Source organism: Agromyces sp. GXQ0307 (assembly GCF_044769845.1).
Classification (GTDB): domain Bacteria; phylum Actinomycetota; class Actinomycetes; order Actinomycetales; family Microbacteriaceae; genus Agromyces.
Genome location: NZ_JBIZVY010000001.1, coordinates 566,362 through 580,582 on the forward strand (window position 1 = coordinate 566,362; position 14,221 = coordinate 580,582).

Sequence of the window (14,221 nt, forward strand, 5' to 3'; positions counted from 1 at the left end):
TCAGCCCGCGCGATCGGGGTCGTCGGCGGTGAAGACGTAGTCGCCGTTCGCGTCGAGCTCCGGGCGGAGCCGACCGTCGGCCAGCGCGACGAAGGCCGCACGCGACGCGTCGCGGAGCGCCGAGGCGATGTCGGGGTCGGCGGCGCGCACGGCCTCGAAGTCGGCTACGAGGGGCAGGCCGCCGTCGGCGCGCCACGCCGGCTGCGGCATCCGTTCGAGCGCTCGCGTCGTGCGCGGCGAGGAGAGTCGCCAGCGCACCTCGAAGCGGTCGCTCCGGTCGCCGCCCGAGATCGCGTCGCGCAGCTCGCCGTAGAAGTCGGGGTGGTAGGCGGCGACCTCGGCGCCGAGCCGAACGAGGTTCATGCGCGCGTTGCGGCGGATGAGCGGGTCGTACGTCCAGCGGACCTCGTCGACGCCGTGGTCGAGGCAGATCGCCCGCTGGCGGAGCTTCAGCGCGACGCCGATGCCTCGCCCGCGCGCGGCGGGGTCGACGGCGTTCATGTGCGAGTGGACGTGCAGCCCGCCCTCCCAGCCGAGGAAGCCCAGCGCCGCGCCGAGCGGCGGATCGGCGCGATCGGGGCGCTCGCCCGCGGCATCCGCTCGGCCCTGCGCGGGCACGGCGACGAGCACGGTGTTTCCGGCGTGGGCGACGGCCTTCAGCGAGGCGACGTCGAACGAGCGCCCGGCGCCCCACGTCGCGTCGAAGCGCGCGAGCACGCCCGCGAGTTCGTCGGGCCGAGCGTCGCGCGTCACGACGCCGGCGCGGCGGTCCTCCTCGTCGGCGAGCTCGTGCGCGCGGGCGAGGGTCGCGACATCCGTCATGGTCCGGACCCTATCGCGTGCCCGCGGGCGGACCCATTCGAGTGCGGTTTCTTCGGTGGAGACCGGATTCGGACGGCACTCCACCGCAGAAACCGCACTCGAACGTGGCGCGAGGCGCGAGGCGCGAGGCGCGAGGCGCGAGGTCAGCGGGCCAGGCGGTCCTCCATGCCCCAGGGCTGACCGTAGCCGCCCTCGGCTTCGGCGCGGGCCATGAGGTCGAGGAACGGCCGGGCGTCGAACGCCTCGGGGCCGAGCACGCCGACGCCCGACCAGGCGCCGGTCGCGAGCAGCTCGAGTGCGATCACCGGGTTCAGCGCGGTCTGCCAGACCACGCACTGCGCCTCGTACTCGCGCATCGTCCACTCGTTGTCGCTCACGTGGTAGAGGTACACCTCGCGCGGCTCGCCGTCGGTGCCGCGGCCGGTGACCCAGAGGCCGGCGCAGGTCTTGCCGGTCATCCGCGGGCCGATCGTGGCGGGGTCGGGCAGCGCCGCGGCGACCACATCGCGCGGAGCGACCTCGACCGGGCCGTTCGCGCTGCGCACGCGGATCGGCGTGGTCGAGTCGAGGCCGAGCAGGTGCAGCGTCTTCAGGACGTTGATGAACTCATCGCCGAGGCCGTACTTGAACGTCACGCGCTTCGCGTCGACCCAGCGCGGCATGAGAAGCACCTCTTCATGCTCGACGTTCACGCACTCGACCGGGCCGATGCCCTCGGGGAACTCGAACACCTCGGGCTCGCTGAACGGCGGGGTCGTGTACCAGCCGCGCTCCTGCTCCCACACGACGGGCGGGTTCAGGCACTCCTCGATGGTGGTCCAGATCGAGAACGAGGGCGCGAAGATCTCGTTGCCCTCCTCGTCGCGCACCACGAGGTTGGCGCCGTCGCGCGTGCCGAGCTCGTCGATCTCGCTGAAGAGGTGGTCGGCCGCGTAGCGCGCGAACACGTCGGAGAGGCCGGGCTCGACGCCCATGCCCACGAGTGCGAGGCGACCCGCCTTCTCCCAGTCGTCGGCCTGCGCGAACTGGTCGTCGCCGAGCTTCACGCCGGTCTCGGCGTACGGGTCGGTCGGGTGCGGCTCCGACAGGCTCATGGCCATGTCGAGGTAGTCGGCGCCCGCGGCGAGCGCGCCGCGGAAGATCGAGGGCACGAACTTCGGCTCGACCGCGTTCATGACGTGGGTGGCGCCGTGGGCGCGGGCGACGGATGCCACGACCTCGGGGTCGCTCGCGTCGACCTGTGCGGTGGTGAACCGGGCCGCCACGGCGTCGCCGTGCTTCGCGGCGATCCAGTCGACCGTACGGCGGGCGCGGGACTCGTCGTAGTCGCTCACGACGATGAGTTCGTAGAAGTCGCGGCGGGCGGCGATCTTGGCGATGGCATCGCCGACGCCCCCCGCACCGATGAGGAGGATTCGCATGCTCGGTACGGTAGCCGCCCCGACGACAATTGTCCAGTTGGACAATTGTGCCGATGCCCACGCGCCCGCGTCCGCGGCTCAGCAGAATCCGGCGATGCCCTCCCAGGCGGCCGCGGGGCTCGCGACGCCCTCGCGTTCGACCGCCGCCTCGATGAGCCCGTACGGGCGATCGGCGGCGTGGAACACCTCGTTCGGGTTGTCGAGTCCGAAAGGCGAAAGGTCGACCACGAAGTGGTGGTTGTTCGGCATCGAGAAGCGGATCTCCGCGATGTCATCGTGCGCCTCCAGCACCCGACGCCCCATCGCGAAGAGCGTCGCCTGCAGCCCGGCCGAGTAGCCCTCGGCGAACGCCTCGAGCAACAGGGCCCGCACGCTCGCGTACCTGGCGTCGAAGTCGACGTCGGCGTGGGCGTAGCGCCAGCGAGCCGAGACATCCGTCGCCAGGATGCGGTCGTGGGTCTCGGCGAGCGTCGTGTACCGGTCGTGGGGGTAAGCCTCGAACCCGGAGCCCGTGGTCTTCATGACCGTGAGGTCCCGGAGCCCGGCGATGACATGACGGTCGGCGCCGTCCGCGACGACGACGGCGGTGCGCACCTCGTGACCCGACCGGACGAAGGCGTGGTCGTGTTCGGCGCCGTCGACCACGATGCGCTGCCAGGCGAAGCGTTCGGCGGCCCAGCGGCCGCCGGTGACCCATTCGAACGACGAGACGAAATGGTCGGCCAGTCGCAGCAGGAACGCCTCCGGCGAGCCGATGCCGTCGCGTGCGAACGCGAAGATCGTGTTCTTCTGCGTGTCGGTCGGCACGACGTGGGCGTTGTCGCCCTCGAGGTGGGCCGCGGCGAAGTCGCCGCGCAGCTGCGAGGTCACGTTCAGGTCGTCGATCTCATGACGTGCGCTGTCACGAGCGACCTTGACGACGCGCACCTCGGCCTTGCCGTACTGGTTCGCGCCGAGGACGATGGCGGGTTCGGACATGGTCAGCTCCCTCGATAGGTGGAGTAGGCGAACGGGCTGAGCAGCAGCGGGGCGTGCACGTGGCGGCCGTCGTCGTCGACGCGGAAGGTCAGGACGACCTCGGGATAGAACGTCGGCGTACCGCGACCGGCGAACCACGCCGCGGTGTCGAACCGCAGGCGGTAGTCGCCCGCTGCCGGTTCGTCGGGGCCGATGCGGGAGACCCGGCCGTCGGCATCCGTCACGGCGGTGTCGAGCTCGCGCCATCCGTCGCCGTCGTCGCGCACCGAGAGTGCGACGGCGACGCCCTCGGCGGGCCGGCCCGACGTGGCGTCGAGCACGTGGGTCGTGATGCGCGACCGCGAGGGCGCGGCGTCATGGCTGCTCATCGGAGGAGTCCCTTCAGTCGGAGGACGGCGATCTGGCGGAGCTGGTCGGCGACGACGGGCTGCTCCTCGGCGGGCGTGTGCCCGAGGCGCTCCGAGAGCGCGTCGAGGATCTCGCGCGACGAGCGTCCGGCGGCGCGGATCAGGAAGACCCGCCCGAACCGCTGCTCGTACGCGAGATTGCCCTCGGCGAGCGCGGCGGCGACCTCGGCATCGGTCGGGTCGACACCCGCCTGCTCGGCGCGCGACATCGCCGCGCCGGCGCCCGCACCGGACGGCCGCTCGCCGATCCGCGGATGGTGGGCGAGCGCAGCGTCGACCTCGGCGGGTGTGAGCGGGCTCGCTGCGACCTCCGCTCGCGCGAGGAGGTCGTCGACGGAGCCGTAGGGGCGGCCGTCGGCGAGTTCGGTGCACCACCGGTCGACGTCGAGGCAGGGCCGGAGGAAGGCGATCGCGTCGTCACGGCGAGCCCGGTTGAAGGCGTCGAGTGTCATCGCCCGGCTCTCCCGCCTGCCCCCGCCCGGCGCAGCAGCCGTCCGCGCGCCACCGTGCCGTCGACCTCGCGCCCGGCCAGGTAGGTCGCCCGCACGACGCCGACGAGCTCGCGTCCGGCGTACGGCGTGATCGGGTGCCGATGGTGCAGCGCCGCGGCATCCACCGTGAACGCGTCGTCGGGCGCGAGGATCGCGAGGTCGGCGTCCGCGCCCTCGGCGATGGCCCCCTTGCCCTCGCGCGCGAGGCCCACGAGTCGCGCGGGCGCCGCCGACATCCACTCGACGACGCGTTCGAGGCGGACGCCGCGACGGCGCGCCTCGGTCCACACGACGGGCAGGGCGAGCTGGAGGGACGCGATCCCGCCCCACGCGACGCCGAAGTCGCCGTCGCCCGCGAACTTGACGGCGGCGGGGGCCGGCGAGTGGTCGGAGACGATCATGTCGATCACGCCGGCCTCGAGCGCGCTCCAGAGCGCGTCGCGGTTCGCCGCTCCGCGGATCGGCGGGCAGCACTTGTAGGCCGTGGCGCCGTCGGGCACCTGCTCGGCCGTGAGCGCGAGGTAGTGCGGGCAGGTCTCGACCGTGAGCCGGACGCCGTCGGCGCGCGCGCGGGCGACCGCGTCGAGGGCGGCCGACGAGCTGAGATGGAGGATGTGCGCGCGCGTGCCGGTGCGGCGCGCGGCGTCGATCACGGCCGCGATCGCCGCGCCCTCGGCGGCGTCCGGCCGGGAGGCGAGGAAGTCGACGTACGCGCGGCCGTGCGGGTGCGGTGACGCGCCGATGACCGCGGCGTCCTCGGCGTGCACGATGACGAGCGGGTCGTCATCGGCGTCGCCCCCGGCGGAGCCCGCGCCGCGCGCGAGGACGCTCATCGCCCGCTCCATCTGCTCGGCCGTGACCGGGGGGAACTCCGCGACGCCCGAGTCGACGAGGAAGCACTTGAACCCGAACACGCCCTCGGCGGCGAGCGGCAGCAGGTCGCTCTCGTTGTCCGGCACGATCCCGCCCCAGAACCCGACGTCGACGAACACGCGCCCGGACGCCCTCGCCCGCTTCACGGCGAGCGCCGAGACCGACGTCGTCGGCGGGATGCTGTTGAGCGGCATGTCGACGATCGTCGTGACCCCGCCCGCCGCGGCGGCCCGTGTCGCGGTCTCGAACCCCTCCCAGTCGGTCCGACCGGGCTCGTTGACGTGTACGTGCGTGTCGACGAGTCCGGGGATGAGCACCTCGTCGTCGGCGAGGTGCACGCGGTGGGCCGCCCTGAGCGAGGCGCCCGGTTCGGCGATGCGCGCGATGCGCCCGTCGAGCACGGCGACCTGGGCGGGTGCGAACGCACCGTCGACGAGTACTCGGTCGCCGGTGAACACGAGGTCGAACACGACGGATGCCTCGGCGCCCCCGATGGAGGGGGCGTCGCCCGGCGGCATCCGCTCGCCCACGCTCAGCCGCCCGCCTGCGAGCCGCCGCCCGGCGCGCCCGCCGGCCAACCCGCGCCGCCACCCGGCCCGGTCAGCCGCACCTGTCGGTTGACGTCCTTGTACAGCAGGTAGCGGAAGGGTCCGGGCCCGCCGGCGACGCAGGCCTGCGGGCAGAACGCGCGGAGCCACATGAAGTCGCCCGCCTCGACCTCGACCCAGTCGCCGTTCAGTCGGTAGACGCCCTTGCCCTCGAGCACGAACAGCCCGTGCTCCATGACGTGGGTCTCGGCGAACGGGATCGACCCGCCCGGCTGGAACGTGACGATGTTGACGTGCATGTCGTGCGCGAGGTCGTCCGGGTCGACGAAGCGCGTGGTCGCCCAGGCGCCGTCGGTGTCGGGCATCGGCTGCGGTGCGACGTCCGCGTCGCTCGTGACGAACGACGCCGGTGCCGCGATGCCGGGCACCGGCTCGTACGCCTTGCGGATCCAGTGGAACGAGGTCGCCGATTCGCCCTCGTTCGCGATGGACCAGGTCTCGCCCGCCGCGAGGTACGCGTAGCCGCCTGGGCCGAGCGTGTGCCGCGCCCCGTCAAGCTCGAGACGCAGCGAACCGGAGGTGACGAAGACGACGCCCTCGACCCCCGCCTCCGCCTCGGGCCGTTCGGCACCCCCGCCCGGCGTGATCTCGACGATGAGCTGCGCGAACGTGGTCGCGAACCCCGCGATCGGCCGGGCGAGGATCCACGACCGGGTGCCCGTGAAGCCCGGCAGGTTGCTCGTGACGATGTCGCGCAGCACGCCCTTCGGAATCACCGTGTAGGCCTCGGTCACGATCGCGCGGTCGGTGAGCAGGTCGGTCTGCGCGGGCTGTCCTCCCGGCGGGGTGTAGTAGCTCATGGGACCTCCTCGTCCGTGGATGCCGGAAACGGAATGTGCGGGCCGTCGCCGGCATCCGCTCAGTTCGTCATGCGCCTCGGGTTCGCGAGCGCAGCGAGGGTCGACGCCTCGAGCCCGGTCGCGGTCGCCACCTCCTCGACGGTGATCGCGCCGCACCGCACGCCCCGCAGCACGAAGCCGGCCAGCGCCCGAACCGTGGCGGGCTCGTCGAGCACGGCACCCGCCGTGCGGTCGTGCACGTGCCGCAGTCGTGCGGACGCCTCGAACCAACCGTCGCGGTAGTGGGCGTAGGTCGCGAGGAACCGGGTGGGCAGCTGCGCCGGGTGCAGGTCCCAACCCTGCGGGAAGCCGCGTTCGAGTGATCGCCGCACGAGCCGCGCATGGAGGCGCCACGCCTCGTCGGCCCGGTCGCCGTTCGGCAGCACGTTCGACGAGCCGTCGGAGAGACGGATGCCGGTGCCGGCGACGGCGAGCTGCATGACCGCCTTGGCGTGGTCGGCGGACGGGTGGGCGAGCGACTGGTGCGGGGCGGCGATGCCGAGCGCCGCAGTGTAGTCGTAGGTGCCGAAGTGCAGGCCGCTCACCCGGCCCGGCGCCGCGTGCGCGATCCGGGCGACCGGGGCGAGTCCGTCGGCGCCGAGCACGAGTTGCGGGGTCTCGACCTGCACCTCGAACCGGAGCCGGCCGTCGGCCAGCCCGTGCACGCGCTCGAGCTCGGCCGCGACCTCGGCCATCGCCTCGACCTGCGCGAGGGTCGAGGCCTTCGGCAACGTGAGGGCGAGGCCGTCGGGCAGGTCGCCGTGCTCGACGAGCGCGGTCACGAACAGGTCGAGCGTGCGGATGGCGCGGGCCCGCGTCGCGGCCTCGAACGACTTGAACCGGATTCCGATGAACGGCGGCGCGGTGCCGGCATCCATCGCCGCGCCGACCTGCGCCGCTGCGCGCAGGACGTCGGCGTCCTCGACGGTGTCGCCGCGATCGCCGTATCCGTCCTCGAAGTCGATGCGGAGGTCCTCGACGGGTTCGACCTCGAGCTTCCGCTCGACGAGCCGGGCCACCGTCGCAGCGAGGTCGGGCCGGATGCCGACGCCGATCGCGAGCGCCTCCGCTCCCCCGGCCGAGTCCGCCGCCGCGAGCGCCTCCGCGCCCCACACGGCCGGCAGGTCGTGGGTGACGGTGTCGCCCGGCACGTACACCGTGTGCACCGGCTGGCGCGACCCGTCGTCGCCGGGATAGGCCGTCGCGAGGAGGCGATCGGTCTCGGCGAGCCGGTCGTCGATCGACGCCGACAGGGTGGGAGGCAGCGCGGTCCGCACGGGTCAGGCCAGCAGCTCGTAGGCGGGGAGGGTCAGGAAGTCGACGTACTCGTCGCCCTGGACGAGGTCGGCGACGAGGCGGGCCGCGGGCTCGTAGTGGGCGACGTACGGTGCGGGCGGCTCCGCGGCGCGCAGCGCCGCGACCTCCTCGTCGAGCACCTCGCGCACGAGGTCGCGGGTCATCGTGCGACCGGTGTCGGCGAGCACCACGTCGTGCCGCAGCTGCTGCCAGACCTGCGAGCGCGAGATCTCGGCCGTGGCGGCGTCCTCCATCAGGCTGTGCAGGGCGACCGCGCCGTTGCCGGCGAGCCATGCCGCCGTGTAGGCGACGCCGACGGAGAGGTTCGTGCGCAGGCCCGCCTCGGTGACCGAGCCGCCGGTCGAGGCGACGTCGAGCAGCTCGGCGGCCGTGACCTCGACCTCCGGCCGTTGCCGGTCGATCTGGTTCGGCCGGTCGCCGAGGACGCCGTCGAAGACCTCGCGGCACACCGCCACGAGGTCGGGGTGCGCGACCCACGAGCCGTCGAATCCGTCGCCCGCCTCACGGGTCTTGTCGGCGCGGACCTTCTCGAAGGCGACCGCCGTGGCCTCGGGGTCTGCGCGGTTCGGCACGAACGCGGCCATGCCGCCCATCGCGACGGCCCCGCGCCGGTGGCAGGTCTTGACGAGCAGTTCGGTGTAGGCGCGCATGAACGGCGCCGTCATCGCCACCGAGGCACGGTCGGGGACGATGAACTCGGGCCCGGCGTCGCGGAACACCTTGATGATGCTGAACAGGTAGTCCCAGCGGCCGGCGTTGAGCCCGGACGCGTGCTCGCGGAGCTCGTACAGGATCTCGTCCATCTCGAACGCGGCGGGGATCGTCTCGATGAGCACCGTGGCGCGAACGGTGCCCCGCGGGATCCCGAATCGCTCCTGCGCGAACAGGAACACGTCGTTCCACAGGCGCGCCTCGAGGTGCCCCTCGAGCTTCGGCAGGTAGTAGTACGGGCCGGCACCGCCCTCGATGAGGAGCGGGGCCGTGTGCGCGAAATGCAGTCCGAAGTCGACGAGGGAGCCCGACGCCCGCTCGCCGTCGACGAGGACGTGCTTCTCGGGCAGGTGCCACCCGCGCGGGCGGGTGACCACGGTCGGCCGCCGGACGTCGTCGCGGAGCGAATAGCCCTTGCCCTCGGGCGAGGTCCAGGCGAGGGTGCCCCGAGCCGCGTCCCGAAGGTTGCGCACACTGCCGACGACGTTCTCCCAGGTCGGGCTCGACGCGTCCTCGAGGTCGGCGAGCCAGACCCGTGCGCCGGAGTTCAAGGCGTTGATCGCCATCTTCGCCGGCGACGCCGGCCCGGTGATCTCGACTCGGCGGTCGGCGAGTGCCTCGGGCGGAGGCGGCACCCGCCAGTCCGCGTCGCGGACGTCCCGGGTCTCCACGAGGAAGTCGAGCGATCCCCCGCGCGCGATGCGCTCCCGACGGTCGCGTCGTGCGGCGAGCAGGCCGCGCCGTCGGGCGTCGAATCGGTGATGCAGCTCTTCGACGAATGCGAGCGCGTCCTCCGTGAGGATGTCGTCGCCGTCGACGCCGTCGGCATGGACGATCTCGATGGTCATGGGCTGCCGCTCCCTTCCGCTCCCGTGCGGGGTGGTTGCTCCAGGCCTCGCCCTCATCTTGGCGCAGAAGCGCGCGAGTCGGAACCGTGCTGCGCGCATGAGCGCACCGGAGGCCCGGGCACGCGCGCGGCGTAGACTCCGGACAGAGGGAGCCAGCATGGACATCGTCGTCACCGTCAACGGCCGGCCGCGGGATGCCTCGGGCGTCGCGGCCCACACGACCGCGCTCGACTGGCTCAGGTCGATCGGCCTGACCGGCGCGAAGGAGGGCTGCGCCGAGGGCGAGTGCGGCGCATGCGCGGTCCTGCTCGCCACGCCCGACGGCGACGGCGGCACCGCATGGACGGCGGTGAACGCCTGCCTCATGCCCGCGGCGGCGCTCGACGGCCAGGAGGTGGTGACGGCCGAGGGGCTCGGCACCCCCGAGCACATGCACCCGGTGCAGGCTGCGCTCGCGGAAGCCGGCGGTTCGCAGTGCGGCTACTGCACACCCGGCTTCGCCTGCAGCATGGCGGCCGAGTTCTACCGCGCGCCGACCTCGTTCGACCTGCACGCGCTGAGCGGCAACCTCTGCCGCTGCACGGGGTACCGGCCGATCCGCGACGCGGCGCTCGGAATCGACACGACGCCCGCCGCGGGCGACGCGCTGGCCGAGCGACGCACGCGGCCCGCACCCGCCGCCCGAGCGACCCGCCTCGCCGGCAACGGCGACGGCGGCCGATTCGTACGGCCCGAGACACTCGACGAGGCCCTCGCGCTGCTGCACGTCGAACCCGACGCCGTCGCGATCGCGGGCTGCACCGACTGGGGCGTCGAGGCGAACCTGCGCGGGCGCCGCGCGCCGCTCACGGTCGCGATCGACCGGCTCGACCTTCTGCGGAGCTTCGAGGAGGACGACGCCGGGATCGACCTCGGCGCCGCGCTCACGCTCACCGAGGTCGAGCGGGCCCTCGCCGGTCGGGTGCCGCTGCTCTCGGCGCTCTTCCCGCAGTTCGCGTCGCCGCTCATCCGGAATCGCGCCACCCTGGGCGGCAACCTCGGCACCGCCTCCCCCATCGGCGACGCGCCGCCGGCGCTGCTCGCCCTCGAGGCGCGGCTCGTGCTCGCCTCGCCCGACGGCGAACGCGAGGTCGACCTCGCCGACTACTTCACGGGCTACCGTGAGACGGTCCGCCGGCCGGGCGAACTCATCCGCACCATCCGGATCCCGCGGCCGACCGCGAACCTCACCGCCTTCCACAAGGTCGCCAAACGCCGGTACGACGACATCTCGAGCGTCGCGGTCGCCTTCGCGATCGACCTCGACGAGGAGCGCGGCACCGTGGCATCCGCGCGCATCGGGCTCGGCGGCGTCGCGGCGACACCCATCAGGGCCCGGGCGACGGAGGCCGCGCTCGTCGGCCGCGAGTGGAGCGAGGAGACCGTCCGGGAGGCGGCATCCGTGCTCGCCGGCGAGGGCACGCCGATGTCGGACCACCGAGCGAGCGCCGAGTACCGGTCCGCGATGCTCGGGCGGTCGCTCCTGCAGCTGCATCGGCGGTCCGCACGCGAGGGGGTGTCCGCATGAGCGACCTCAGCCGCCGCCCCGCCGGTGCCGTCGCGGGTTCACCCGTCCCGCACGAGAGCGCCCGGCTGCACGCGACCGGCACCGCCGTCTACACGGACGACCTCGCCGCCACGCGACGCGACGTGCTCACCGCGTGGCCGGTGACCTCGCTGCACGCCCACGCGCGCGTGCGGATCGACGTCGCGCCCGCGCTCGAGGTGCCCGGCGTCGTGCACGTGCTCACCGCCGACGACGTGCCGGGCGTCAACGACGCCGGTGCGAAGGGCGATGAGCCGCTCTTCCCCGACGAGGCGCAGTACCACGGCCACGCACTGGTGTGGGTGCTCGGCGAGACCGCGGAGGCGGCGCGGCTCGGCGCGGCCGCCGTCCGTGTCGACTACGAGGAGCTGCCCTCGATCGTGACCGTCGAGGAGGCCATCGCGGCGGGGTCGTACCAGGGCATCGCCCCGACCGTGCGGCGCGGCGACGTGGCATCCGCACTCGCCTCGGCCCCGCACGTGTTCGAGGGCGTCAGCGTCGTCGGCGGGCAGGAGCACTTCTACCTCGAGACGCACGCCTCGTTCGCACACGTCGACTCCGAGGGGCAGGTGTTCGTCGAATCGAGCACCCAGCACCCGTCGGAGACGCAGGAGATCGTCGCGCACGTGCTCGGCGTGCCGAATCACCGTGTGACCGTGCAGTCGCTGCGCCTCGGCGGCGGGTTCGGCGGCAAGGAGATGCAGCCGCACGGCCTCGCCGCGGTCGCGGCGCTCGGTGCCGTGCGCACCGGCCGGCCCGTGCGGCTGCGGCTCACCCGGGCGCAGGACATGACGATGACCGGCAAGCGGCACCCGTTCCACGCGACCTGGCGGGCCGGCTTCGCCGACGACGGGCGCATCCTCGGCCTCGAGGCGACGCTGACCTCGAACGGCGGCTGGAGCCTCGACCTCTCCGACCCCGTGCTCGGGCGCGCGCTCTGCCACGTCGACAACGCGTACTGGATCCCCGACCTCGAGGTGCACGGGCGCATCGCACGCACGAACGTCACCTCGCAGACGGCGTTCCGCGGGTTCGGCGGCCCGCAGGGCATGTTCGTGATCGAGGACATCCTCGGGCGGGTCGCGCCGCTCCTCGACATCGACGCGGCGGTGCTGCGCGAGCGCAACCTGTACCGTCCGGGGCAGACGACGCCCTACGGCATGGAGGTGCGTCACGCCGAACGCATCGGCGCCGCCTGGTCGCAGGTGCTCGAGGGGTCCGAGTTCGCCCGTCGTCGCGACGAGATCGCGGCCGCCAACGCCGCCGATCCCGACGTCAAGCGCGGCCTGGCGATCACGCCCGTGAAGTTCGGCATCTCGTTCACGTTCACCGCCTACAACCAGGCCGGCGCGCTCGTGCACGTCTACCGCGACGGCTCCGTGCTCGTGAACCACGGCGGCACCGAGCTCGGGCAGGGCCTGCACACCAAGATGCTGCAGGTCGCGGCGACCGCGCTCGGCGTGCCCCTCGCACAGGTGCGGCTCGCGCCGACGCGCACCGACAAGGTGCCGAACACGTCGGCGACCGCGGCCTCGTCGGGCGCCGACCTCAACGGCGCGGCCGTGAAGGACGCGTGCGACCAGATCATCGCCCGGCTGCGCCCGGTCGCCGCGAACGTGCTCGGGGTCGACCCGACCGCGGTGCGGTTCGAGGACGGCCGGGTGCACGGCGGCGACCCCGCGGCATCCGTGCTCTTCGGCGAGCTCGCGGCGACCGCGTACGCCGAGCGCGTGCAGCTCTTCGCCGCCGGCTACTACCGCACCGAGGGGCTCGGCTGGGACCCCGCGACGATGACGGGCACCCCGTTCAAGTACTTCGCGTGCGGCGTCGCCGCGAGCGAGGTCGAGGTCGACGGCTTCACGGGTGCGACCCGGCTGCGGCGCGTCGACATCGTGCACGACGTCGGCGACTCCCTCTCGCCGCTGATCGACCTCGGGCAGGTCGAGGGCGCGTTCATGCAGGGCGTCGGATGGCTCACGCTCGAGGAGCTGCGATGGGACGAGACCGACGGTCCCGGCCGGGGGCGCCTGCTCACGCCGTCGGCCAGCACGTACAAGCTGCCGAGCTTCTCCGAGCTACCCGACGAGCTCAACGTGCACTTCCTCGAGCGTGCGCACGAGGACGGCGCGGTCTACGGCTCGAAGGCCGTCGGCGAGCCGCCGTTCATGCTCGCCTTCAGCGTGCGCGAGGCGATCCGCGACGCCGTCGCCGCGTTCGGCCCGCCCGGCCACTCGGTCGAGCTCACGGCGCCATCGACGCCCGAGGCCGTGTTCTGGGCGATCGAGGCGGCGCGCGACGCCCGCCGGACGGCGTCGGCCGCGAACCGGGCAGCGAATGCCGCGGCCGAGCCGGTCGAGACCCCTGCGACGGATGCCGCGTCCCGCGCCGCGCACGCCGGGCGCGTCTCAGCCGAACGCTGACGGGCGGTGCCGATGGACTGGGTCGACGCCGTGCAGCGCCTCCGGGCGGCGCGGACCCCGGCGGTGCTCGTGACGCTCGCGATGGTGCGCGGTCATGCTCCGCGCAACGGCGGGGCGAAGATGGTCGTCGCGCCCGACGAGGTCGTGGGGACGGTGGGCGGCGGCAACCTCGAGCAGACCGCGCTTGCACGGGCGCGCGAGATGCTCGGCGCGGGGGCGGCGGAGCCCGAGCTGCTGACGCTCACGCTGAGCGACCGCGCCGCGGTCGACTACGGCGTGCAGTGCTGCGGAGGAGAGGTCACGATGCTGCTGGAACCCCTGCCGGTCGTGCCGGCGGTCGCGATCTTCGGCCTCGGCCACGTCGGCCTCGAGCTCGCGCGGATCCTGGCGCGGCATCCGCTCGAACTCGACCTCGTCGACTCGCGCGAGACCATGCTCTCGCCGGACCGCCTCGGGAATCCCGGCATCTCGGGGCCGCTCGCCGACGCGGTCGCCTCGATCCGGGTCCACCACCTCCCCGTGCCCGAGGCGGCGCTCGCCGAGCTGCCGACGGGGGCGCACGTGCTCGTGATGACGCACGACCACGCCGAGGACCTCGCGATCTGCGACACCGCCCTGCGCACGGCCGGGCTCGCGTCGATCGGCCTCATCGGCTCGCGTTCGAAGTGGGCGCGGTTCCGCACGCAGCTCGCCTCGGCGGGCCACGACGAGGCGGCGCTCGACCGGATCGAGACCCCGATCGGCATCGACGGCATCCGGTCGAAGGAGCCCGCGGCGATCGCGGTGAGCGTCGCGGCCGAGCTGCTGCAGCGCGTCGAGCAGACCGCGCAGGCCCGCCGCAACGGCCCCTGAACATCGCCGGGCGCAATCGGCCCGGCATGCGCGAGCCCGCGCCGGCGAC

At 73.5% G+C, this 14,221-nt stretch carries 12 protein-coding genes; 3 read left to right on the forward strand and 9 right to left on the reverse strand.

The features are described 5' to 3' along the window. The 9 genes from ACIQH8_RS02625 to aceB all read right to left on the reverse strand — a co-directional run bounded on the left by ACIQH8_RS02625 (position 1) and on the right by aceB (position 9,315). The gene (locus ACIQH8_RS02625; protein ID WP_400994415.1) at positions 1–822 is read right to left on the reverse strand and encodes a hypothetical protein; all 822 of its coding nucleotides are present in this window, start codon (positions 820–822) and stop codon (positions 1–3) included. Positions 823–965: 143 nt separating this feature from the next. Beyond that, positions 966–2,243: a saccharopine dehydrogenase family protein gene (locus ACIQH8_RS02630; protein WP_400994418.1), complete on the reverse strand. Its 1,278-nt coding sequence runs from the start codon at positions 2,241–2,243 to the stop codon at positions 966–968. Between the two features lie 78 nt (positions 2,244–2,321). After that, complete coding sequence (gene pucL / locus ACIQH8_RS02635) at positions 2,322–3,221, reverse strand: factor-independent urate hydroxylase (protein ID WP_400994421.1); 900 nt, start codon at positions 3,219–3,221, stop codon at positions 2,322–2,324. A gap of 2 nt (positions 3,222–3,223) precedes the next feature. Beyond that, on the reverse strand, positions 3,224–3,589 hold the full coding sequence (gene uraH, locus ACIQH8_RS02640; RefSeq protein WP_400994424.1) for a hydroxyisourate hydrolase: 366 nt from the start codon (positions 3,587–3,589) through the stop codon (positions 3,224–3,226). Further along, on the reverse strand, positions 3,586–4,080 hold the full coding sequence (gene uraD / locus ACIQH8_RS02645) for a 2-oxo-4-hydroxy-4-carboxy-5-ureidoimidazoline decarboxylase (protein ID WP_400994427.1): 495 nt from the start codon (positions 4,078–4,080) through the stop codon (positions 3,586–3,588). Before uraD ends, uraH begins: the two co-directional genes overlap by 4 nt. Next, entirely contained in the window at positions 4,077–5,510 is a 1,434-nt protein-coding gene (gene allB, locus ACIQH8_RS02650; RefSeq protein ID WP_400995683.1) for an allantoinase AllB, read from the reverse strand. The genes uraD and allB overlap by 4 nt, the downstream gene beginning before the upstream one ends. A gap of 14 nt (positions 5,511–5,524) precedes the next feature. Next, the gene (locus tag ACIQH8_RS02655) at positions 5,525–6,400 is read right to left on the reverse strand and encodes a bifunctional allantoicase/(S)-ureidoglycine aminohydrolase (protein ID WP_400994429.1); all 876 of its coding nucleotides are present in this window, start codon (positions 6,398–6,400) and stop codon (positions 5,525–5,527) included. 59 nt (positions 6,401–6,459) lie between these two features. Continuing rightward, on the reverse strand, positions 6,460–7,716 hold the full coding sequence (locus tag ACIQH8_RS02660; protein ID WP_400994431.1) for a DUF6986 family protein: 1,257 nt from the start codon (positions 7,714–7,716) through the stop codon (positions 6,460–6,462). A gap of 3 nt (positions 7,717–7,719) precedes the next feature. Next, positions 7,720–9,315 carry a malate synthase A gene (gene aceB, locus ACIQH8_RS02665; protein WP_400994434.1) on the reverse strand — a complete coding sequence of 532 codons (1,596 nt, stop codon included), beginning with the start codon at positions 9,313–9,315 and terminating at the stop codon, positions 7,720–7,722. Between the two features lie 157 nt (positions 9,316–9,472). Here aceB and ACIQH8_RS02670 point away from each other — a divergent pair, with 157 nt between their 5' ends. From ACIQH8_RS02670 to xdhC, 3 genes are read left to right on the forward strand one after another with little or no spacing between them, the layout of a single operon-like run. Beyond that, positions 9,473–10,882: a xanthine dehydrogenase small subunit gene (locus ACIQH8_RS02670; protein ID WP_400994436.1), complete on the forward strand. Its 1,410-nt coding sequence runs from the start codon at positions 9,473–9,475 to the stop codon at positions 10,880–10,882. Continuing rightward, a complete protein-coding gene (gene xdhB / locus ACIQH8_RS02675; RefSeq protein WP_400994438.1) occupies positions 10,879–13,320 on the forward strand; it encodes a xanthine dehydrogenase molybdopterin binding subunit in 2,442 nt (813 codons plus the stop codon). The genes ACIQH8_RS02670 and xdhB overlap by 4 nt, the downstream gene beginning before the upstream one ends. Before the next feature lie 12 nt (positions 13,321–13,332). Next, positions 13,333–14,172, forward strand: a complete 840-nt coding sequence (gene xdhC, locus ACIQH8_RS02680; RefSeq protein ID WP_400994440.1) for a xanthine dehydrogenase accessory protein XdhC — start codon at positions 13,333–13,335, stop codon at positions 14,170–14,172. The last annotated feature ends 49 nt before the right edge of the window (positions 14,173–14,221 follow it).

Excerpts from the sequence above, each read along its gene's own strand:
- ACIQH8_RS02625 (WP_400994415.1), bottom strand. The coding sequence starts at position 822 with ATGACGGATGTCGCGACCCTCGCCCGCGCGCACGAGCTCGCCGACGAG.
- ACIQH8_RS02630 (WP_400994418.1), bottom strand. The coding sequence starts at position 2,243 with ATGCGAATCCTCCTCATCGGTGCGGGGGGCGTCGGCGATGCCATCGCC.
- pucL (WP_400994421.1), bottom strand. The coding sequence starts at position 3,221 with ATGTCCGAACCCGCCATCGTCCTCGGCGCGAACCAGTACGGCAAGGCC.
- uraH (WP_400994424.1), bottom strand. The coding sequence starts at position 3,589 with ATGAGCAGCCATGACGCCGCGCCCTCGCGGTCGCGCATCACGACCCAC.
- uraD (WP_400994427.1), bottom strand. The coding sequence starts at position 4,080 with ATGACACTCGACGCCTTCAACCGGGCTCGCCGTGACGACGCGATCGCC.
- allB (WP_400995683.1), bottom strand. The coding sequence starts at position 5,510 with ATGCCGCCGGGCGACGCCCCCTCCATCGGGGGCGCCGAGGCATCCGTC.
- ACIQH8_RS02655 (WP_400994429.1), bottom strand. The coding sequence starts at position 6,400 with ATGAGCTACTACACCCCGCCGGGAGGACAGCCCGCGCAGACCGACCTG.
- aceB (WP_400994434.1), bottom strand. The coding sequence starts at position 9,315 with ATGACCATCGAGATCGTCCATGCCGACGGCGTCGACGGCGACGACATC.
- ACIQH8_RS02670 (WP_400994436.1), top strand. The coding sequence starts at position 9,473 with ATGGACATCGTCGTCACCGTCAACGGCCGGCCGCGGGATGCCTCGGGC.
- xdhB (WP_400994438.1), top strand. The coding sequence starts at position 10,879 with ATGAGCGACCTCAGCCGCCGCCCCGCCGGTGCCGTCGCGGGTTCACCC.
- xdhC (WP_400994440.1), top strand. The coding sequence starts at position 13,333 with ATGGACTGGGTCGACGCCGTGCAGCGCCTCCGGGCGGCGCGGACCCCG.